The 20337-nt window shown below is 28.6% G+C and carries 16 protein-coding genes and 1 riboswitch; of the genes, 12 read left to right on the top strand and 4 right to left on the bottom strand.

What is annotated here, in order from left to right:
* The first annotated feature begins 18 nt into the window (after nucleotides 1-18).
* Both ACTG44_RS15685 and ACTG44_RS15680 read left to right on the top strand, forming a co-directional pair.
* Nucleotides 19-2922: an SrtB-anchored collagen-binding adhesin gene (locus tag ACTG44_RS15685; RefSeq protein ID WP_479920813.1), complete on the top strand. Its 2904-nt coding sequence runs from the start codon at nucleotides 19-21 to the stop codon at nucleotides 2920-2922.
* A gap of 184 nt (nucleotides 2923-3106) precedes the next feature.
* A riboswitch (cyclic di-GMP riboswitch) is annotated at nucleotides 3107-3192 on the top strand.
* Between the two features lie 99 nt (nucleotides 3193-3291).
* Entirely contained in the window at nucleotides 3292-3954 is a 663-nt protein-coding gene (locus tag ACTG44_RS15680; protein WP_479920812.1) for an anthrax toxin lethal factor-related metalloendopeptidase, read from the top strand.
* Nucleotides 3955-4074: 120 nt separating this feature from the next.
* Here ACTG44_RS15680 and ACTG44_RS15675 read toward each other — a convergent pair whose 3' ends face one another.
* Together ACTG44_RS15675 and ACTG44_RS15670 are read right to left on the bottom strand one after the other, a co-directional pair.
* On the bottom strand, nucleotides 4075-5037 hold the full coding sequence (locus tag ACTG44_RS15675) for a DMT family transporter (RefSeq protein ID WP_479917375.1): 963 nt from the start codon (nucleotides 5035-5037) through the stop codon (nucleotides 4075-4077).
* A gap of 167 nt (nucleotides 5038-5204) precedes the next feature.
* Nucleotides 5205-6395 (bottom strand): pyridoxal phosphate-dependent aminotransferase, encoded by a 1191-nt coding sequence (locus tag ACTG44_RS15670; RefSeq protein WP_479919337.1) that lies wholly within the window; start codon nucleotides 6393-6395, stop codon nucleotides 5205-5207.
* A 304-nt stretch (nucleotides 6396-6699) separates the two neighbouring features.
* On the opposite strand from ACTG44_RS15670, the gene bilQ reads away from it, so the two are divergent.
* The 4 genes from bilQ (at nucleotide 6700) to ACTG44_RS15650 (ending at nucleotide 10049) form a co-directional block, all read left to right on the top strand.
* Nucleotides 6700-7146 carry a bilirubin utilization transcriptional regulator BilQ gene (gene bilQ, locus ACTG44_RS15665; protein WP_021385790.1) on the top strand — a complete coding sequence of 149 codons (447 nt, stop codon included), beginning with the start codon at nucleotides 6700-6702 and terminating at the stop codon, nucleotides 7144-7146.
* Nucleotide 7147: 1 nt separating this feature from the next.
* Nucleotides 7148-8242, top strand: coding sequence for a bilirubin reductase (gene bilR / locus ACTG44_RS15660; protein ID WP_479920811.1), 1095 nt, complete (start codon nucleotides 7148-7150; stop codon nucleotides 8240-8242).
* Nucleotides 8243-8327: 85 nt separating this feature from the next.
* Nucleotides 8328-8858 carry a flavodoxin family protein BilS gene (gene bilS, locus ACTG44_RS15655; protein ID WP_021385793.1) on the top strand — a complete coding sequence of 177 codons (531 nt, stop codon included), beginning with the start codon at nucleotides 8328-8330 and terminating at the stop codon, nucleotides 8856-8858.
* Nucleotides 8859-9191: 333 nt separating this feature from the next.
* A complete protein-coding gene (locus ACTG44_RS15650; protein ID WP_479920810.1) occupies nucleotides 9192-10049 on the top strand; it encodes a MerR family transcriptional regulator in 858 nt (285 codons plus the stop codon).
* A gap of 247 nt (nucleotides 10050-10296) precedes the next feature.
* Here the strand turns inward: ACTG44_RS15650 and ACTG44_RS15645 are convergent, their stop codons facing one another.
* Entirely contained in the window at nucleotides 10297-11658 is a 1362-nt protein-coding gene (locus ACTG44_RS15645; protein WP_479920809.1) for a hypothetical protein, read from the bottom strand.
* A 266-nt stretch (nucleotides 11659-11924) separates the two neighbouring features.
* On the opposite strand from ACTG44_RS15645, the gene ACTG44_RS15640 reads away from it, so the two are divergent.
* Genes ACTG44_RS15640 through ACTG44_RS15630 form a run of 3 tightly spaced genes read left to right on the top strand, consistent with a single transcriptional unit; the run spans nucleotide 11925 to nucleotide 14269 of the window.
* Nucleotides 11925-13097 (top strand): M20 family metallopeptidase, encoded by a 1173-nt coding sequence (locus ACTG44_RS15640; RefSeq protein ID WP_479917366.1) that lies wholly within the window; start codon nucleotides 11925-11927, stop codon nucleotides 13095-13097.
* A gap of 13 nt (nucleotides 13098-13110) precedes the next feature.
* A complete protein-coding gene (locus ACTG44_RS15635; RefSeq protein WP_479920808.1) occupies nucleotides 13111-13758 on the top strand; it encodes a nucleoside recognition domain-containing protein in 648 nt (215 codons plus the stop codon).
* A 1-nt stretch (nucleotide 13759) separates the two neighbouring features.
* Nucleotides 13760-14269 (top strand): nucleoside recognition domain-containing protein, encoded by a 510-nt coding sequence (locus tag ACTG44_RS15630; protein ID WP_479920807.1) that lies wholly within the window; start codon nucleotides 13760-13762, stop codon nucleotides 14267-14269.
* A gap of 230 nt (nucleotides 14270-14499) precedes the next feature.
* Here the strand turns inward: ACTG44_RS15630 and ACTG44_RS15625 are convergent, their stop codons facing one another.
* On the bottom strand, nucleotides 14500-15612 hold the full coding sequence (locus tag ACTG44_RS15625) for an alanine racemase (RefSeq protein ID WP_021385733.1): 1113 nt from the start codon (nucleotides 15610-15612) through the stop codon (nucleotides 14500-14502).
* A gap of 315 nt (nucleotides 15613-15927) precedes the next feature.
* Here ACTG44_RS15625 and ACTG44_RS15620 point away from each other — a divergent pair, with 315 nt between their 5' ends.
* The 3 genes from ACTG44_RS15620 (at nucleotide 15928) to ACTG44_RS15610 (ending at nucleotide 20235) form a co-directional block, all read left to right on the top strand.
* Nucleotides 15928-16467, top strand: coding sequence for a dihydrofolate reductase family protein (locus tag ACTG44_RS15620; RefSeq protein WP_021385738.1), 540 nt, complete (start codon nucleotides 15928-15930; stop codon nucleotides 16465-16467).
* A 250-nt stretch (nucleotides 16468-16717) separates the two neighbouring features.
* Nucleotides 16718-18445, top strand: coding sequence for an ABC transporter ATP-binding protein (locus ACTG44_RS15615; protein ID WP_021385737.1), 1728 nt, complete (start codon nucleotides 16718-16720; stop codon nucleotides 18443-18445).
* Entirely contained in the window at nucleotides 18445-20235 is a 1791-nt protein-coding gene (locus ACTG44_RS15610) for an ABC transporter ATP-binding protein (protein ID WP_479920806.1), read from the top strand. Before ACTG44_RS15615 ends, ACTG44_RS15610 begins: the two co-directional genes overlap by 1 nt.
* Nucleotides 20236-20337: the final 102 nt, after the last annotated feature.

Raw genomic sequence — 20337 nt, 5'->3', positions numbered from 1 at the left:
TAGAGGGGAGAAATCTATATGAAGAAGGGTAATAAAAGGGCATTATTAATAAGCTTAATTATGATTTTAAGTATGGTAGTATCTACAATATATCCAACTGTATCTTATGCTTCGGAATTAGGAGATAACAGTCAGAGTCAAAATAGCTCAACTAGTTCATCAAGTGGGGAAGAGAAGCCATCAGATAATAAAAAGCCAGAGCAGACTCCAGAAGGAGAGAAGCCATCAGATAATAAAAAACCAGAGCAGACTCCAGAAGAGGAGAAGCCATCAGACAATAAAAAGCCGGAACAGACTCCAGAAGTAGAAAAACCATCAGATAATAAAAAACCAGAGCAGACTCCAGAAGAGGAGAAGCCATCAGACAATAAAAAGCCGGAACAAACTCCAGAAGGAGAAAAACCATCAGACAATAAAAAGCCAGAGCAGACTCCAGAAGAGGAGAAGCCATTAGACAATAAAAATACAGAGCAGATTCCAAAAGAAGAGAAGCCATTAGAAGATGAAAATCTATTAAAAACTTTAGAAGAAGAACTTAATGAAGAGAATGAAGATTATGGATTCATTATAAAAATTAATAATAGTACAATAGAAACTGAATCAATGAAAAAAATATCATTTAAATTAACTTATACTCCAACATCAAAGGGAATACAAGCAGGTGATTCAATAACTTTCAAGGTGCCAGATGTATTTAATAAAGTTAATTTAGATTATACAAGTGAATGTTTTGATAAAACAGAAAGTAATGGAGAATACACACTTACATTTAGAGAACTACCTAATGGTCAAAGTATAATGCAAGGGAAAATAGGTCTAGAAGCATATGTTAAAAAGGTTGATGAAGAAACAAATACAAAAATTCATATTGAAACTACTGGAAAGATAGAAAGTGGAAGTGGAGATGTGGATGTAGAAATAAAGCCTGGAGATAAGGACGATGTAGAAGAGGCTAAAGGAACACTTAAAAAGCTTGTTGAAGGAAGAAAATCAACTACTGTATTTATGCCAGTTAAAAATAAAGATATAAATTATAGTATACAAGTAAATGAAAAACAGGAAGAATTAAAAGACATTATTTTGTATGATGAACTTCCAGAAGGGTTGACATTGGTAAATAATTCTGTGAGTGTAGTAGCAAGTGATGGGAAAGAAGTGAGTGATTTTAACATTGAACAGAATACAAACTCTATCTCAGTTAATTTTGGGAATATAGATAAAGCGTATACAGTTAAATATAAAGCTAGAATTAGTGATGAAAATGCAAAACATGATAATAAATATAAAAATGTAGCTAGGATAGAATCTGATGGTAAGAAGGTACAAGAAGACGATGCTACTGTAAGTGTATTTGATAGAGGTAGCGATTATCTTTTGACTAAAGGGCATTCAGGAGCAACAAATATTACTCAAGTTGGTCAAGTAATAAACTATCAGATTTCAGTAAATGATGATAAGTCACCAATAAGTAATGTTGTTATAACAGATAACATACCAGAAGGTATGAGATTAACTACAGCAGGAGAAGCTGGACATGATTTTAGAGTTGTAGAAATTCCAATGAATGGAAGTTGGACTCCTTGGAGTAAAGAAAAAATTGCCAACAACATTTCGTATAAACTAGAAGAAAAAAGAAATGAAAGTGGTCAAGTAGATAAAGTTATAACTGGATTTACAATTAATCTTAGTAAAGAAGAAGTAGAATCAAAATTTTATATAGCTTATACATTAAAGGTTATTAGTATTGAAGATAGTTATACAAATAGAGCTGTTCTTGATGCAAATAACAGTAAAGTTGATAAAAGTGATGAGATAAGTTTTAAGAAGAATTCTGGATTAATAAGTGCAAAAAAAGAAGTTGATAAAAAAGTCTTAAATAGCAATGATAATCAGATTGTTAAATACAAAATAAATATGTCAACTTATGGTGTTTATGATTCAGGTCAAGTAAATCTTTTGGATAAAGTAAATCCAGCTTTAAAAATATCTAATATAAAATATTCTGATAATCTTGAACTTAAAAAAGAAGCTGGAGATGGAAAAAACACTATAAGATTAGTAAATAAATATGAATTTAAGCAGATAAAAGAAGGCGAACCTGTGCAAAGTTGGGTTACATTTGATGCAGATTTCACGGATGTAAAAGTTGGAGAGACTATACAAAATGTAGCTCAGATTAATGGCTCAAGTCCTCCTGGAGTAGAAACTACTAAGCAAGGTTATGCTTTTGAAGCTAAAAAAGTAGATGCTTTAGATAAAAGCGCACTTTCAGGTGCTAAATTTAATTTAGAAGATGTATCTGGAAATGTAGTAGTTAAGAATTTAGTTAGTGATGAAGATGGTATAATTCAATCTAGTGTAAAAAAACCAGGAACATATTATTTAGTAGAAATAATGGCTCCAAGTGGATATGAAAAATTAAAGGACAAAATCAAAGTTAATATTGATAAGAAAGATATTGGTAGAATTGTGGATATTGGAAATATAGAAAATGTAAAACAAGAAAATCCACCAGTACCACCAAATCCAGATGAACCAGTAGTAAATCCACCAGTGCCACCAAGTACAGATAAACCAAGTAAATCATCAAGACCATCTGACACAGATGAAATAGTGTTGAATCCACCAATACCACCATCAGATGATGTGGTAAATCCTCCTATACCAGAGGTAGTGAATCCACCAATACCACCATCAGATGATGTAATAGAAAAGCCTGTTAAACCAATTGTTCCAATAACAGAAGTAGTAAAACCATCAGTATCAGAAGAAAAAAATGATAAAGTGAAAGATGATACTTTAGTAAATCCGCCAGTACCACCAAAGACAGGAGATAATACTACAATTACTGGAGAAATACTATTAGCTCTAGGAGCTATTATAGGTCTTATTATATTAAGACGAAATAAAAATACAAATTAGACCCTAACATTATAAAAATATAAGTAATATTAAAAAATATCTTCTAAAACAATATTTCATAGTGAGAATATTGTTAGAAGATATTTTTTTTTGGTGGATTATGTAAAAAAATAATAACTTTTTAGAAAAAAAATCCAAAAATCTATAGACAATTAGAGAAATATAAGCTATAATATAAATATAAAATTAAATGAGGCAAAACTAGGGAAACCTAGTCACGCAAAGCTATAGGGGCTAAAGTTTAGTAAACCACGCCAGCCAGTTGCCGAAAAGAGTAAAAATTTCTTTTTGTATATACAAAGATACTCTTGGGTATCTTTTTTATTTTGAAATTTATTACTCCCGGCCTAACTCAAAGGAGGGAATAATATGAAACCAAGTAAAAAGTTATTAATCGCTATAATATCAATATTCTTAATAAGTTCAGTTCCAGTAAGTGCACATGCAGATAGTGCAACTATACAACATAATAAAGAAACACTTAATCAAATAGTTGTTCTTCCAACTGGAAATTACAATAAAAATGAAGCTAATGCTATGATAGGTAGATTAGCAAATATAGATGGAAAATATTTAAATGCTTTAAGACAAGATAACTTAAAAATAAAATTATTAAGTGGAAAATTAACAGATGAAAAAGAATATGCTTATTTAAAAGGTGTAGTTCCTAAGGGTTGGGAAGGCACTGGAAAAACTTGGGATGATGTTCCTGGTTTAGGTGGAAGTACAGTAGCTCTTAGAATAGGATTTAGTAACAAAGGTAAAGGTCATGATGCAATAAACTTAGAATTACATGAAACAGCACATGCAGTAGACCATATCGCATTAAAGGATATTTCTAAATCAGCACAATTTAAACAAATATTTGCTAAAGAAGGACGTTCTTTAGGTAATGTAAATTACTTAGGTGTATATCCAGAAGAATTCTTTGCAGAAGCATTTGCATATTATTATTTAAATCAAGATACAAATAGTAAATTAAAAGCAGCTTGTCCACAAACTTATAGCTTTTTACAAAATTTAGCTAAATAGAGAATTAAAAAAATTTAAAATAAATGTAAAAAAGAGATGCTACTATAATAGCATCTCTTTTATATTTCGTTTAAAACTAATAAATTTACTCTTATGTATAAAACAATAGATTATCAGTTACTACTCTTTATACAAGGCTTCAATGTGCTTATTATGTGCTTGAGTAATTATCGTAGGTATTATAGAAATTATTGAACCAAGTACTATAAATAAAATTCCTATAACCATATTAATAGGGATAATCTCTTTAAGTATTAATAAAGCTAGTATTGGAGATATTACTGGTTTAAAGAAGAATACTAAAGATGTAAGACTAGTAGATGTAGCCTCCATTGCCATAAAGTAAAGTGCATAACCAACACCTGTAACAAATACAAATACATAAATCATAATAGGCATATTGTGTAAAGTATAGCCACTAAAAATAGGTATATTTGCAAATACATGAAGTTTATTTTTGTTTAAGATATCTGCTATAAAATTAATTTTACTAAGTAAAACTAATATTAACATTTCTATACTACCAAATATAAAACTAAAACAAGTTACAACTATTCCACCAAATTTTAAAGTTTTTCTTTTACCAAATACAGTATACATTGAAAAAATGATAGCAGAAGATAATGTCAGGAATATTCCGCTAAGAGTTAACTTTGTATGCAATGGATTTATGATAACTATAATTCCAAGTACTTCTAATATAAGAGAAATTACATTGTGCCTATATATTTTTTCCTTTAAAATTAAGTAAGCTAGAAGCATTACAAATACTGGATTACAACTAAACAAAACAGCAACTACAGATGCTTTTGTGTTTAGAACAGCCAGTTGATACAATGACATACTTACTACTACGCACATAAAACCTAGAAATGCAAAGTATTTTAAGTCTGATTTTGTTATAGAAAGATTAAGAGATTTTAATTTTTTTATAGCAAAAGGTAGTAAGACTAAACCACCAACAAAAAATCTTGATAAAGTTATTTGTAAGGGATTAAAGTCATTAGTAACAGTTTTTAGACTAATTTCCATTGAACTAAAAAATAAGGTAGTCAGTATTATATAAACATAACCTTTTTTCAAGTCAAACACCTCCTTGTAATTTATATTAGTACTATATATTACAACATTCAAGTATATTGGTATAATATGGTATATAAAATATAGTACATAAAATTATAAACTACCTTAGTATAGAATACTTAGATTCTATACTAAGGTAGTTAATTATTTGAATTACCTTGATTTAATTATTTTAAATTATAAAGTTTAGCTAACTTTTCAAATGCTGGTAGAGAACTTTTAACTTTATCATAAGATACACAATATGATACTCTAAAGTGACCTGGACAACCAAAAGAAGAACCTGGTACTAATAATAAATTAAACTGTTTTGCATCATTACAGAATTTTTTATCGTCTTCAATTGGAGCTTTTGGGAATAAATAGAATGTACCACTAGGTTTAACACAAGAAAATCCCATATCTATTAAGCTATTATATAGAAGGTCAAAATTCTTTTTATAAATGTTAACATCAACTTCAGCATCTAAACTTCTTGCGATAACTCTTTGGAAAAGAGAAGGAGCATTTACAAATCCAAGTATTCTATTTGCAACATTTAATGAAGACATAACATCATCAAAATCATCCATTTGTCCATTAGCAACAATATATCCTATACGTTCACCAGGTAGAGATAATGATTTACTATAAGAGTATCCTATAAATGAGTTTTTATAGTATTTTAGTACACAAGGAACTTTCGCACCATCATAAATTATTTCTCTATATGGCTCATCAGAAATTAGATATATATTTGTATTTAATTCTTTTTGTTTTGAGTCTAATAGCTCTCCAAGATTTTTTAATAATTCTTCAGAATAGATGACACCAGTAGGATTATTTGGAGTGTTTATTATTAAAGCTCTTGTCTTTGAAGTAATGGCATTTTTTAGAGCATCTAAATCTGGTTCAAAAGTTTCTATATTTGTAGGAACTTCTATTAATTTTCCATCATAATTTTCTGTATAGTTTTTGTACTCACCAAAATATGGTGCAAAAGCAATAACTTCATCATTAGGATTTAAAAGAGTTTTTAAAATAATATTCAGACCACCAGCAGCACCACAAGTCATAATTAGATTTTCTCTTGTAAGGTTTAATCCATCTTTTTTATTTATATGCTCAGCAATAGCATCTCTTACATCTTCATATCCTGAGTTATTCATGTAGCCATGAACTAGATTTGGAGATTCTTCATTTAAAATATCATTTATAACTGCTTTAATAGTCTCTGGAGGTTCAACACTTGGATTTCCTATGCTAAAATCAAAAACATTTTCTTCTCCATAAATATCAGAAAGTTTCTTTCCTTCTTCAAACATGGCTCTTATAACAGAGCTGTTTGCAACTAAAGTTTGCATTTTATTAGATATCATATGTAACACTCCCTTTTATAGATTTATATTGCTTATGTATATCTTACCATATTTTTACAGAATTTAGACAATTTTCGAAAAATTATTTGTTTGAAAATATAAACTTTTATATAAAATATATTTATGTGAAGTGAGTATTAAAAATTCCAATTTCGAACTTAATCATAGTTATTTATCATAATAACTTTATAAAAAATTAATAAAAGATATATTTATAAAGCAAAATATTCTTGACTATATTAATTGTTTAATATAATATAGTTGATATAGTCAAATATATTGAATTATAGAGGGGAAATTTAAGATGGATTTTAGAAATTTACAGTATGAAAGTTTGTCATATATTATTTGTAACTTACAAAAAAACTTTAAACTTTATTGTGAAAAATGCTTAAAGCCATACAAACTTACGAATGGTTTGTATTTCTATTTAATTTATATCAATAAAAACAGAAATTGTTCTTTGAATGATGTTTCGACAGAATTTGAAGTTGATAAAGCACATACGACAAGAACTATATCTAGATTAGAGCAAGACGGATACATAGAAAAAATTCAAAACCCTAATGACAGCAGGGCTTTTCAGTTGAGAGTAACAGATAAGGGTGAGGAAGTATTAGGAGATATAAAAAATATATTTTCAAAGTGGGATAATAGTATAAAAAAAGAGTTTTCAGATGAAGAGTATAAAGAATTAGTGAAAAAATTACATATAGTAAAGGATATAAAGACAACAGTGGAGGAAGAATAGGATGTATTGCAATTTGTTGAAGCCAATTAAAATTGGAAACTTAGAATTAAAAAATAGAGTATCATTTGCACCTACAAGTATGGGTCTTAAATTTGAAGAAAAAATTAAAAAGTTTTGTGATATCGCCAAATCAGGTGTAGCTCTGATTACTTTAGGAGATGTGTCTGTTAGACCTAGTTTTCATAAGATGGCTTTAAGTTTATCAGATGAAGATGGAGTTATGAAATATAAGAAGATTGTGGATGAGATACACAATTCTGGTGCAAAGGTGTCAGCACAAATATTCTGTTCAGATTATGATATTAATTTAATTAAAGATACTATGAAGACAGGAATTACTTCACATGATGAAATTAAAAAAATTATGAGTGAAGGAGTAAAAGACTACATAACAAATATGTCCAAAGAAGAAATTAAAAATATTATAGATTTATTTAAAGTAGCTGCATTGAATGCAAAAAAAGCAGGGTTTGATATGATTCAAATCCATGGAGATAGACTTGTAGGAAGTTTTTCATCAAGCATATTTAATAATAGAAATGATGAATATGGTGGAACTTGTGATAATAGAAGTAGATTTGCAAGTGAAATAATTAGAAGTATTCGAAATGAAATTAAGGATATTCCAATAGACTATAAACTTGCAATAAGACAAGAAAACCCTCATTATGGTAATGCAGGAGTGCTACTTTCAGAAGTTGGGTATTTTGTAAAAAAATTTGAATCATTAGGTGTAAACAGTTTTCATGTAACACTTGCAAATCATTCAAAATTAGAAGATACTATACCAACTAAGAATCATCCTTATTTTAAAGATGAAGGATGTTTTTTATATTTAGCTGCTGAAGTGAAAACACACACAAATCTTCCTGTATGTGGAGTTGGAAAATTATCTAGCCCAGATTTTATAGAAAGTATTATTTCAAGTAATAGGGTAGATATGGTTTCCATGTCAAGACAATTATTGGCAGATAGTAATTGGTTACAGAAAGTAAAAGACGGAAGAGTAGATGATATTAAAAAATGCTGTTACTGTAATAAGAAATGTGCAGATGCGTTACAAACACACTCTAAGTTTGGATGTATATTAGATTAGGATATATTGTAGAAATTAAAATATGCTAATATTAATACATTTTGGTAAGTTTAGATAAGTATCTAGATAAAGAGGAGGATATATCATGAAAAGTTTAATTTTATATTCAAGTTTAACTGGAAATACTAAAAAAGTTGCTTATTCTATATATGATGCAATTCAAGGAGAAAAGGACATTAAAAATATAAGTGAAGTAGTTGATGGTAGTATTAACTATGAAAGTTATGATATAGTATTCCTAGGATATTGGGTGGACAAGGGAATTTGTGATAAAAATTCAAAACAAGTGCTTGAAAATATTCACAATAAAAAAATAGCTCTATTTGGAACAATGGGAGCAAGTACAAAAGGAAGTTATGGTGCTAGTATTATAGAAAAGGTAGAATCAATTGTTTCAAAAGATAATGAAAACTTAGGTTCATTCATATGTCAAGGTAAGATAGCAGAAGGATTGAAAGTAAAATACAAAGAAATGTTAAAGCTTAATCCTGAGAATGAACATATTCGCGAACAATTAAATAATCATGAAGAATCTCAAAGTCATCCAGATGAGCAAGAAATATGTGAAGCTGTCATATTTGCAAAAGATGTGATGACCAAGGCTAGTACTATGTAATAGTTAAACACTAGGTTTATAGAATATATATAATCAATAATCCAATAAAAAGGTATAGCAAATGATTTGCTATACCTTTTTTTATGAAATCAAATTTTATGAAATCAAAAAAATAATAAAAATACTTGACTGTAAACCTTGTTTATAGAGTACTTTATAGGAAATAAGATGGTTTTAAACATAGAACATAGAAAAAGAGATTATTGTATAAAAATTTATAACAAATAAAGAATCTAATTTCAAGATGTTATAAACATGTTGCCATAAAAAATGAATATGTGTGAAACTAGAGTAGATTTATAGGTTATTAGAATGAAAAGGAGGTATTTGAAAATGACAATTAAGGAAGTTGAAGAAAAAACAGGATTGACTCGCTCTAATATTCGTTTTTATGAGAAAGAGTTTCTAATTAAACCTATTCGTAATGAGAGTAATGGGTATAGGGTATATTCAGATGAAAATGTAGAGGACATTAAAAAAATTGCATATTTACGTACACTAGGAATTTCTATTGAAGATATTCGTGATATTATATTACAGAAAGTATCTTTATATAAAGTTCTTGAGAAACAGGAGCAAGTTCTTAAAACTCAAATATCCGATTTAGAAAATTCAAAAATTATGTGTGAAAAAATGCTAGAGCGTGATGAATTAACTTATTTAAATTTGAAGGTAGAAGAATATGTAACTAAGTTGCCAGAATACTGGAATAAAAATAAAAGTATTTTCAAGCTAGACTCTGTAAGTTTCTTATATATATGGGGAGGAACGTTTACTTGGGGAATCATTACTATTGCTTGCTTGTTGATTGCAATAATAATATTTCCAAAGTTGCCATCCCAGATTCCTGTGCAATGGAATAATGGTGTAGCTAATTATGTAGATAAAAAATTTATTTATGCATATCCTGTTATTTGTGTTATGATAAGATTTCTTTTACGTCCATTTATATGGAGGTGGCTACAGATACATGCTTTCTATATTGATATTATTGCAGATTACTTAACGAACTTCTTGTGTTTTGTAGCTTTGTCTGTAGAAGTATTCTCTATATTTTTTATTTACAATATTGCTAAACATGTTACAGTAATCCTTTTTATAGATACACTTGTATTTGCTGTTTTACTGATAATAGGATGGTATAAACTGTTTGAAAAAAATAATCAAATTTTAAAAATAAGTAATAAGTAACGATGTAAAAAATAGCCACTACAAACTATGGATTGTAGTGGCTATTATATTTTATTATTTATATATGAAATTATTTTGTTATTTCATAAGTTGATATATCATATAATTTGATATAATTGATGAAACATTTATGTAACTTTAAAGTAATAAGTTGTATGTACCAATGAGATTTGAAGGCTTTAGTTCTTTAAAGTCAAAGAAATATATTATTTTTTATTAAAGAGGTTAACAATTAAGAACTAAATATCTACATCTTATTTAAAAAAGACAAGAAGTCAACTTTATATATTTTTTTTGGTCTTCCTCTTTGATTATCAAGTTTTGTATTTACAATGGTTGCAATTCCAGCTTTATACAATATGCTCAATATTCTATTTGCGCTTCTAAGAGTTATATTCATATAGTCTGATAGTATTTCTGCAGAGACATTATTTGAATTTCTGTCATTAATCATACACATAATTTTAGATACATTTGTATTAGATAGAGGTATAAAAGAAGCAACTTTATTGGCTAATGAACTCTCTTCAGTATCATGAGAATTTTTATTTGAATATAAAGGTCCTATTGTATTATTAGTATCATTTACTATAAAAGTACAGTTTCCACCTAAAGAAGCAGATTTACTATTAGCTTGACGAGCATTCTGTTCTGCATGAATATTTGTATTTCCAATACCCCAACCAATATTTAAGCTATACTTAATCTCTTTTAAATCTTCTGAAATAAAAAAGTCTGTATAATTATTGGTCATATTATTTAACATTTCTTTAGTGGTATGTATCTCTATTTTCATATCATTTTTTTTGACTTGAACTCCGTAAAAACCATATCTTGATAACGAATTTAAGATAGTGTTATATATTTGGTTTTGTATCTCATCATTTTTAAATATTAAATCTTCATTTATATACTCTGAGCTATTTACTGTAACTATACATGTTGCAGATTTATTTTTATCTAAGTTTTGTAATGTTATTTCATTTACTAGAGATTTAAATGTATTTAAGATAGATTCTGTAGATGGAACCATATAAATACAATCATATCCAAGTTTATTAAGTTCGCAACTAATAATATAATTTCTAGTAAAAGAAAGATTAATCTTATCATTTTTTAATAAATCCAAGTGTATTTCCAGCAATTTGTCATTTAGTTTCTTAAAGTCATACACAGGTTGAGGGATGTTAAAATCTTTAATTGTATATGGGCATTTATTATAATCTATTAATGAATAGATATCATAATAATTATTGTCTTCTCTTAAAAAATCCATAAATGATTTTGTGAAATCAATATCTTTTTGATTATTTAACAGTTTAAATAAGTATTTATAAAAATCTCTTTCATCAAGTTTTAAAAAGTTTAATGGTACTTTTATGTCCTTTACGTTTATTATAAGTTCACTGTATGGAATTATACCACTACATACAAATCCATCAAAATTATCTACTTGCTCGCTGTATATATTTGGTAAATTGCTAAAAGGATTTTCTCCTTTAAGCTCAATAAATGTAATTTCACAAATATTTTTTAGTTCTTTAAGAGCTTGTTTATACTTATCTGACATAAAATAAGATGTTGTCAAAAATCCAATTTTATATTTCATAAAGCCTCCTTTAAAATCTTTAGAGTATTAAAACTAATCAATCAATTTATATCCTCATTTTATAATAGTAGATAAAACGCGTCAATTTATTTTACAAAATGATAATTGAAAGAAAAATCAGAAAATATAAAAAATACTGAAAAAGATATTGACTGATAAAAATAATTGTGATATTTTGTATTTAAGGACTAGTCTTTTAAAATTTCCTAAAATAGCTTAGATTTTAGGTAAGAAGTATATTTTATTAAAGAATGAAGGAGATTATTATGAATACATATTTAAATGAGATTTCTGAGTTTGTTGATGAGAAGAGAGAAGAAATAGTTTCATTATGGAAAGAGATTGTTAATATAGAAAGCTATACACATTGTAAAGAAAGCGTAAATAAGTTGGCTGATAGATTAAAGCTTGAGTTTGAAAAGGAAGGCTTAGATTGTGAGCTGGTAGACGTTGGAGACAATGGTAGTACATTGATAGGTACACTTGGTTCTAGTATAGATAAAAAGCCAATAATTTTTTCAGGGCATATGGATACTGTGTTTGAAATAGGTACATTTGGGGAAAATCCATTTAAAATAATAGATGGAAAAGCATATGGACCAGGTGTCTTAGATATGAAAGGTGGAATAGTAATTGCTTTATATGTTATTAAAGCTTTAAATAAAATAGGATATAAAGAAAGACCAATAAAAATAGTATTTTCTGGGGATGAAGAGATAGGGCATAAGGATTCAACTGGTGGGGAAGTTATATTAAAAGAAGCAAAAGGTGGTCTTTGTGCTTTTAATATGGAAACTGGATTAGTAGATAATAGTTTGTGCGTAGGTAGAAAAGGAAGAATAGGATGTAATGTACACGTAAAAGGTGTAGAGACACATGCAGGTAATGACTTTGAAGGTGGAAGAAATGCTATAGAAGAAATGGCTAATAAGATACTACGCATACAAAAATTGACCAATCTTGAGGTTGGAACTACAGCAAGTGTAAGTGTTATTAAGGGAGGAAGAGTATCAAACTCTATTCCAGAAGATTGTAATATAGAAGTAGACCTTAGATTTGAGAAAGTAGAAGAAATGGAGAATGTTAAAGAAAAAGTTAGAGAAATATGTAAAGAAGCTTATATAGAAGGGACTTCCACACAAGTTGACTTTATAAGTGAAATGATGGCATTTGAAACTACAGAAGACGTTATGAGATTTCACAAGTTTGTAAATACAGTATCTAAAGAAAATGGGTTTGGAGAGTTAAAGGCTAAGAGACTTGGAGGAAGTTCAGATGCCAGTTATTTGACCATTGCAAACGTTCCTACAATTTGTTCTTTTGGTGTAAGAGGAGAATGGAATCATACATCAAGAGAATATGCATTAGTAAATTCGATGTTTGAGAGGGTGAAATTAATTTCTACAATTGTTTTAAATTTAGATAAATTTGAGGTATAAAGGGGGATTTTATATGGACAAAACAACTGGAGATAATAAGGTAACATGGAAAGGATATTTGTCTTTATTTATATTGATAGTATTATTTTCAGGAATTTTTAAGGATAGTCAAGGATTTCTTAAAGCACTAGATTTTGCTAATCTTACAGGCTCATTTGGTACCATATCAGATGGTGTAGATTTTATGGGGAAAGGAGGAACTGGAGCAAAAGATGGATTCTTATTTTCACTAACTTTGATACCAACTGTCTGTTTTGCTGTAGGGCTTATAGATGTAGTTGAATCTATGGGCGGAATGAAAGCAGCATCAAAGATATTCAATCCATTGCTTAGACCTATACTTGGTATACCTGGTATAGCGGGTATAGCGTTTGTATCTTCATTTACTAGTTCAGATGTAGCTTCAATAATGACAAAAGAATTATATGAAAGTGGAGAAATAACGGATGATGAAAGAACTATATTTGTAGCATATCAATATGCTGGTTCAGCGGTTATATTAAATACAATAAATACTCAAGCTCCACTTCTACCAATAGCATTATTAGCACTAGGTCCAATAATCCTTATAGAGATATTCTGTAAGATACTTGGTGCCAATTTAGTTAGATTAATTATAAGTGTAAAAAATAAGAAGACTAAGACTAAGGAGGCTGTGTAGTATGAGTCAACAAAATACTGGAAATGCAATTGTAAATAGTAAACCTAAGAAAACTGCTGTTGAAACATTTATGGGAGGCGCAAAAAAAGGTTTCTACATAGGTGTTGAACAAATATTACCAGCTATGATAATGGGGTATGTAATAGTACAGTTTTTACAATTAACTGGGCTAGTTGATATTTTAGGAAGTGTTTTCGGTCCAGTAATGGGTATTTTTGGACTACCTGGAGAATCAGTTGTAGTTTTGATAGCGGCATTCTTTGCTAAGGCAGCAGGAGCAGCTACAGCTGCAAACTTATTTGCACAAGGTCTAATTACTGCACCACAAGCAACTATATTAATTATGCCATGTATGTTAATGGGTACTCTAGTTGGTCATTATGCGAGAATAGTACTTGTAGCAAATGCTAGTACTAAGTATAGAATGTTATTGTTGGCAGTTCCTATATTTGATGCAGTAGTAGGAATGTTGATAGTAAGAGTCTTACTTACTGTTATGGGATTAATGTAGATAATATTATAACTTAATTATAAAGTTTGTACAAGAATCAATATGTACAAGCATTGATATATAATAATTAATATAAAGTAATTAATATTTATATTAATTAAAAAAGAAGTTTACTAAAAACGTATTTTGGTAAACTTCTTTTAATTTATAATTTTTAGAGTTTGTATTTTTTTTATATTTTTAATATGAGTATTATATTAAAAATATTTTTAAATTAATACAAATATATTTTAAAGTAGAATCTGTTTTGAATTTTCACGTATATCTACTTCAATAACTTTTTCTATTGTATCTCCTCTAAAACCTAACAAGTTACTTGTCAAATTTCCAGTGGAACAAGAATGATTAGGTATGATTCTTATTCTATCACCAATTTTTATATTAGTTTCACCATTTACTTTAATTTTTCCGACCTCTTCAGAAAGTGAATCAATAGTAAGCTCTGGATGTCCACAAACTCTACCATAGCCAATAATACTGCTGTTTCCATGTGCACCTTTATCAAGTCCAAGGCACTTACTTCCACAATCTACTAAATAGTATCCACTGCTATTTTTTGAGATTACAGTGCACACAACAGTGAGAGCACACATATCTTCAGTAGCGCAACCTAGACCTATTTGTATAGCATCATAGTATACATAGTTTCCAGGTCTTACAGCAGTTATAGTTTTGGAAGCAGCTTCAGTTTCAACTGTTGGAGTGCTACCAGAAGCGACAATTTCTATATTAAATCCACTATCAGTTAGAGCTTTGTATGCCTTATTCATAGAAGAATCCTCTTGAATACATACATCTGGAACTCCTTCTGGGGAACTACAACCATAGACTTGACCTGGATGTGAGCTTATACCAACGATTTTTATGTTTTCTAATTTTGAAATTTCAGTAGCAAGTTCAACTACTTTTTCTGGTTCAACTCCAAAACGATGTAAGCCACAATCCACAATAATAAGTAATTTACATTCAACCTTAGCTTTAGAGAACGCTTCACTGTAAGCCTTAGCACATTCTATATTGTCTGTAGCACAGATTAAATTTATTTTTGATGCCATAGTTACAATTCTACTTATATTTGCATCTCCCATGTAAGGATAAGCCAACATAATATCTTCAAAGCCAGATTTCATTAAAGCTTCAGCTTCATCAAGTGTCCCAACGAGAAATCCAGTAGCACCTGCATCTTTTTGAAGTTTTGCAATATAGGTACTTTTATGTGTCTTAAGCATAGGCCAAAGTTGTTTATTATTCTTTGAACAAATTTGTTGAACTGTATCAATATTCTTTTCTAACTGGTCTAAATCTAGCAAAAAACTTGGAGTAGCAATTTCAGAAATTTTCATGTCATTTACCACCTTTCAACAAAAGTAAAATTAATTATAAGTATTAAAGTTATTATATTAAAATACAAGTTTTACAATATTAATAGCTTATAATTATATTATAAATCCAGCGTGAAGTGAGAGCAATGTTTATTTAGATTAATTAGAATTTTCAATAAACTATCCTGTTTTTAAATTATTTATATAATAATTTTTGAAATTAATACGAATTTCATTTAATTTTGTTTTAGGAGATATTAATAGGGTATTATTGAATGAGTAAAAAAGTGATATTTACGTAGAATAATCACACTATAGATATTGGAGGTAGTAAATATGAGAAAAGTAGTACTTTACATTGCAATAAGCTTAGATGGATATATAGCCGAGGAAAATGGTAGTGTAAGTTTTTTAGATGAAATATCTTTAGATTTTAAACATGAACAGGAAGAAGATTATAATACTTTTTACGATACAATTGATACTATTATTATGGGAAATTCAACATATATACAAGTTGCAAATGAACTTAGTCCAAACGAATGGTATTATAAGGGTAAGGAGTGTTATGTATACTCAAATACAGTTAGTGAAGCAACTGAAAATGTAAAGTATACAAATTTAGAACCTCAAAAATTAATTGAACAACTTAGGAAAGAGAATGATAAAAAAGATATTTGGATAGTTGGAGGAAGTGACATAGTAAAATTATTTATGAAAGATAATCTAATTGATGATTATTATATCTATATATTGCCAATAATATTGGGTAAAGGGATTCCATTGTTTAAATCTGGTATAAATAAGACTAATTTAAAGTTTAAGAAAACTAGTAATATTGGAGAACTTGTAAAATTAGAATACAGTAAAAAGTAAAAATAAAGTACATGCCAATTTGTTATAACATTATGAAATAAAGCATTTAAAAGACTTTTGGCTATATGAATTGACATTACTTGTCAAATGTGTTAACATATAAGCGACTTGTCGGAGGGTGTATTAAAAAGAATATGCTGGAGAAGAGAGTGCGTTAACTCTTTTCTCCTTTTTTTATAAAATCAAGTATTTATAAATTTGGTATGATTACATAATTACACTATCTCAAAAATTAAGAAAGGAGAAAAGTATGAAATTAATTTTAAGTTATTTAAAGAATTATAAGTTGTTAATAGTATTAAATATACTGGCTATATTTAGTTTTGCATTAGTTGAATTGGGTATCCCAACAATAATAGCGAAAATAATTGATAATGGTATTGCAAATCAAAATATAGCTTACATAAAGCAAATGGGAATAGTAATTGTTATTATTTCTATTATAGGAGTTGTAGGTAGTATATTGCTGGGTTATTGTTCTGCAAAGGTGTCAACAAGTGTAACTAGGGATATAAGAAATGACATATTTCAAAAATCTCAAGAATTTTCACATACTGAATATAATAAGTTTGGAATTTCTTCAATGATTACAAGAACTACAAATGATGCGTTTCAAATCCAACAATTTGTGAATATACTACTAAGAACTGCTTTATTAACACCAGTCATGTTTATTATAAGTATAATAATGACGATTAGAACAAGTGTAGAGCTTTCAATGGTATTAGCTATATCAGTACCTTTTATAATTATTGGAGTTGCAATAATAGCAAAAGTATCTCAGGCAATATCCTTGAAACAACAAAAAGGGTTAGATAAATTAAACCTTATATCGAGAGAAAATTTAACAGGAATAAGAGTAATTAGAGCTTTTGGAAATGATGATTATGAAACAGAAAGGTTTGAAAAAACAAATACATATTATGCTAATGTTTCTAAAAAATTATTCAAGCTTATGTCAATTACTCAACCAGCATTCTTTTTACTATTAAATATAGCTGTTTTGGCTGTATTTTGGATTTCAAGTGAGAAGATAAATATTGGAGAAATTCAAGTTGGACAGTTAGTTGCATTTTTGGAGTATCTTTTCCATGCTATGTTTTCAATTATGCTCTTTTCAATGGTATTTATTATGTATCCAAGAGCAGAGGTGTCTGCAAATAGAATAAAGGAGCTTTTAAATGAGGAGCCATTGATAAAAAATCCTGAAAATGGAATTAAGGAGACTGAAAATAAAGGTATTATAGAATTTGATGATGTAACTTTTACTTATCCAGATGGAGAGGCTTCTGTACTTAAAGATGTTTCATTTACTGCAAAGACTGGTGAAACAGTAGCCTTTATAGGAAGTACTGGTAGTGGAAAAAGTACTCTGATTAACTTGATACCTAGATTTTATGATGTAACAGAAGGTAGTATTAGGATAAACGGAGTAGATATAAGAGAGTATGATTTGAAAGCTTTAAGAAAAAAGATAGGATTTATACCTCAAAAATCACTGCTTTTTACTGGTAGTATAGCAAACAATATTAGATTTGGTAAACATAAGGCAGGAGAATCAGAACTAGAACATTCAGCCAAAGTTGCACAAGCATATGAATTTATATCAAAAAAACCTAGAAAATTTGATGAATTAATTAGTGAAGGTGGAGCAAATGTATCAGGAGGTCAAAAACAAAGACTTTCTATTGCAAGAGCTATTATAAGAAGACCTGAAATATATATTTTTGATGATAGTTTTTCTGCACTTGATTTTAAAACTGATGCAATACTTCGTTCTAAGTTGAAAAAAGAAACAAAAGACGCAATTGTATTGATTGTCGCACAGAGAATTAGTTCTATTATTGATGCTGATAAGATTATAGTACTCAATGAAGGGCAAGTTGTCGGAATGGGAACTCATAAAGAATTATTGAAAAATTGTGAAATATACTATGAAATTGCAACATCTCAGTTGAAAAAGGAGGAATTGGAATAATGAAAAAGTCTAAAGGTTTTAAGAAAACAATTGGTAGACTTCTTCCATTTGTAAAACGATATAAATTTTCCTTTATTATAGCTATTATATGTATAATTTCAGCAGCTACTATGAATGCAATTGCTCCTAAAACAGAAGGATTAATAATAACACAATTGACTAAAGATGTAATTCGTATAGCAAGAGGAATACCAGGGGCATCTGTAAATTTTAATTATGTAATAAAAATATTGGTGCTTTTAGCAGGTATATATGTTGCTAATGCAATTTTTACTTATGTGTCAAGTTTTCTACTTACAAATGCCATCCAAAATACGATGAGAGATTTAAGAAATGAAGTAGAAAATAAAATAAGAAAGTTGCCAATTAGTTATTTTGATAGTAATAGCTTTGGAGATGTATTAAGCCGTATATCAAATGACGTAGATACAATATCAAATGCACTACAACAGAGTTTTATGCAAATTGTAAATTCAATTTTAGTAATAATCTTAGCACTTTCAATGATGTTTACAATTAACACATATATGGCTCTTATAGCACTTTTTATAATTCCAATTAGTTACTTTGTATCTAAGTTCATAGTAAAGAAATCACAAAATAGGTTTTCATTACAACAAAATGCCCTTGGAAAACTAAACGGAAAAGTGCAAGAAATGTATACTGGATTTAATGAGATAAAATTATATGGTAAAGAAGAAGATTCCATAAAAGAGTTTAAAAAGGTAAATCAAGAACTTTGTGAAAATGGGTTTAAAGCACAATTTATATCAAGTATGATGAATCCAATGGTATCATTAGTAACTTATTTTGGAATTGCAGCAGTAGCAGTTGTTGGTTCTGTATATGCAGTAAGTGGAGGAATAACAGTCGGAAATTTACAGGCATTTGTACGTTACATATGGCAGATAAATCAGCCTCTTTCACAAATGACACAGTTATCCACTGTAATACAATCTTCTTTTGCAGCGATAGAGCGTGTATTTGAAATTCTAGATGAAGAAGAGGAAATACCTGATGTTGAAAATTCAATTAAAATAGAAAATGTAAAAGGCAATGTTACATTTGAGCATGTTAATTTTGGTTATGGAGAAGAAGCAACTTTAATAGAAGATTTAAATGCAGAAATAAAAAGTGGTCAGATGGTAGCTATTGTTGGACCTACTGGAGCAGGTAAAACGACATTAATAAACTTATTGATGAGGTTTTATGATGTTAAGAAAGGTGCTATTAAAGTTGATGAAGTAGACATAAGGGATATGAAACGTAAAGACTTACGTTCAATGTTTGGTATGGTGCTTCAAGATACATGGCTATTTAATGGAACCATTTTTGAAAATATAGAATATGGTAGATTTGGAGCTACTAAGGAAGAAGTTATACAGGCAGCAAAAGTAGCAAATGTGCATCACTTTATAACCACTCTTCCAGATGGATACAATATGTTCTTAAATGAAGAAGCTTCTAATATATCTTTGGGAGAAAAACAGCTTTTAACTATAGCTAGAGCTTTTATATCAGACCCATCAATATTGATACTTGATGAGGCTACTAGTTCTGTTGATACTAGATTGGAACTTATGCTTCAAAAAGCAATGAGAAATCTTATGAATGGTAGAACTAGTTTTGTTATAGCACATAGACTTTCTACAATTCGTAATGCTGACTTGATTTTAGTTATGAATAATGGAAGCATTATAGAGCAGGGTAATCATGAAGAACTTATGGAAAAAGGCGGATTTTATGAGAAGCTTTATAATAGTCAATTTGCAGATACAGAATCTGAATAGATAGGATAAAAATTTTTATAGAATTTTGTAATAAATTTAGATATTAATCATATAATTAAAAAGAGTATCAGTAAGTTATTTTTGTAAATTTACTGATACTCT

Source organism: Clostridioides sp. LIBA-2809, from assembly GCF_056688965.1.
This window is presented reverse-complemented; position numbering and strand designations above follow the sequence as displayed.

Coding starts and splice junctions, on each gene's coding strand:
- ACTG44_RS15685 (WP_479920813.1), top strand. CDS start 19: ATGAAGAAGGGTAATAAAAGGGCATTATTAATAAGCTTAATTATGATT.
- ACTG44_RS15680 (WP_479920812.1), top strand. CDS start 3,292: ATGAAACCAAGTAAAAAGTTATTAATCGCTATAATATCAATATTCTTA.
- ACTG44_RS15670 (WP_479919337.1), bottom strand. CDS start 6,395: ATGATATCTAATAAAATGCAAACTTTAGTTGCAAACAGCTCTGTTATA.
- bilQ (WP_021385790.1), top strand. CDS start 6,700: ATGGATTTTAGAAATTTACAGTATGAAAGTTTGTCATATATTATTTGT.
- bilR (WP_479920811.1), top strand. CDS start 7,148: ATGTATTGCAATTTGTTGAAGCCAATTAAAATTGGAAACTTAGAATTA.
- bilS (WP_021385793.1), top strand. CDS start 8,328: ATGAAAAGTTTAATTTTATATTCAAGTTTAACTGGAAATACTAAAAAA.
- ACTG44_RS15650 (WP_479920810.1), top strand. CDS start 9,192: ATGACAATTAAGGAAGTTGAAGAAAAAACAGGATTGACTCGCTCTAAT.
- ACTG44_RS15645 (WP_479920809.1), bottom strand. CDS start 11,658: ATGAAATATAAAATTGGATTTTTGACAACATCTTATTTTATGTCAGAT.
- ACTG44_RS15640 (WP_479917366.1), top strand. CDS start 11,925: ATGAATACATATTTAAATGAGATTTCTGAGTTTGTTGATGAGAAGAGA.
- ACTG44_RS15635 (WP_479920808.1), top strand. CDS start 13,111: ATGGACAAAACAACTGGAGATAATAAGGTAACATGGAAAGGATATTTG.
- ACTG44_RS15630 (WP_479920807.1), top strand. CDS start 13,760: ATGAGTCAACAAAATACTGGAAATGCAATTGTAAATAGTAAACCTAAG.
- ACTG44_RS15625 (WP_021385733.1), bottom strand. CDS start 15,612: ATGAAAATTTCTGAAATTGCTACTCCAAGTTTTTTGCTAGATTTAGAC.
- ACTG44_RS15620 (WP_021385738.1), top strand. CDS start 15,928: ATGAGAAAAGTAGTACTTTACATTGCAATAAGCTTAGATGGATATATA.
- ACTG44_RS15615 (WP_021385737.1), top strand. CDS start 16,718: ATGAAATTAATTTTAAGTTATTTAAAGAATTATAAGTTGTTAATAGTA.
- ACTG44_RS15610 (WP_479920806.1), top strand. CDS start 18,445: ATGAAAAAGTCTAAAGGTTTTAAGAAAACAATTGGTAGACTTCTTCCA.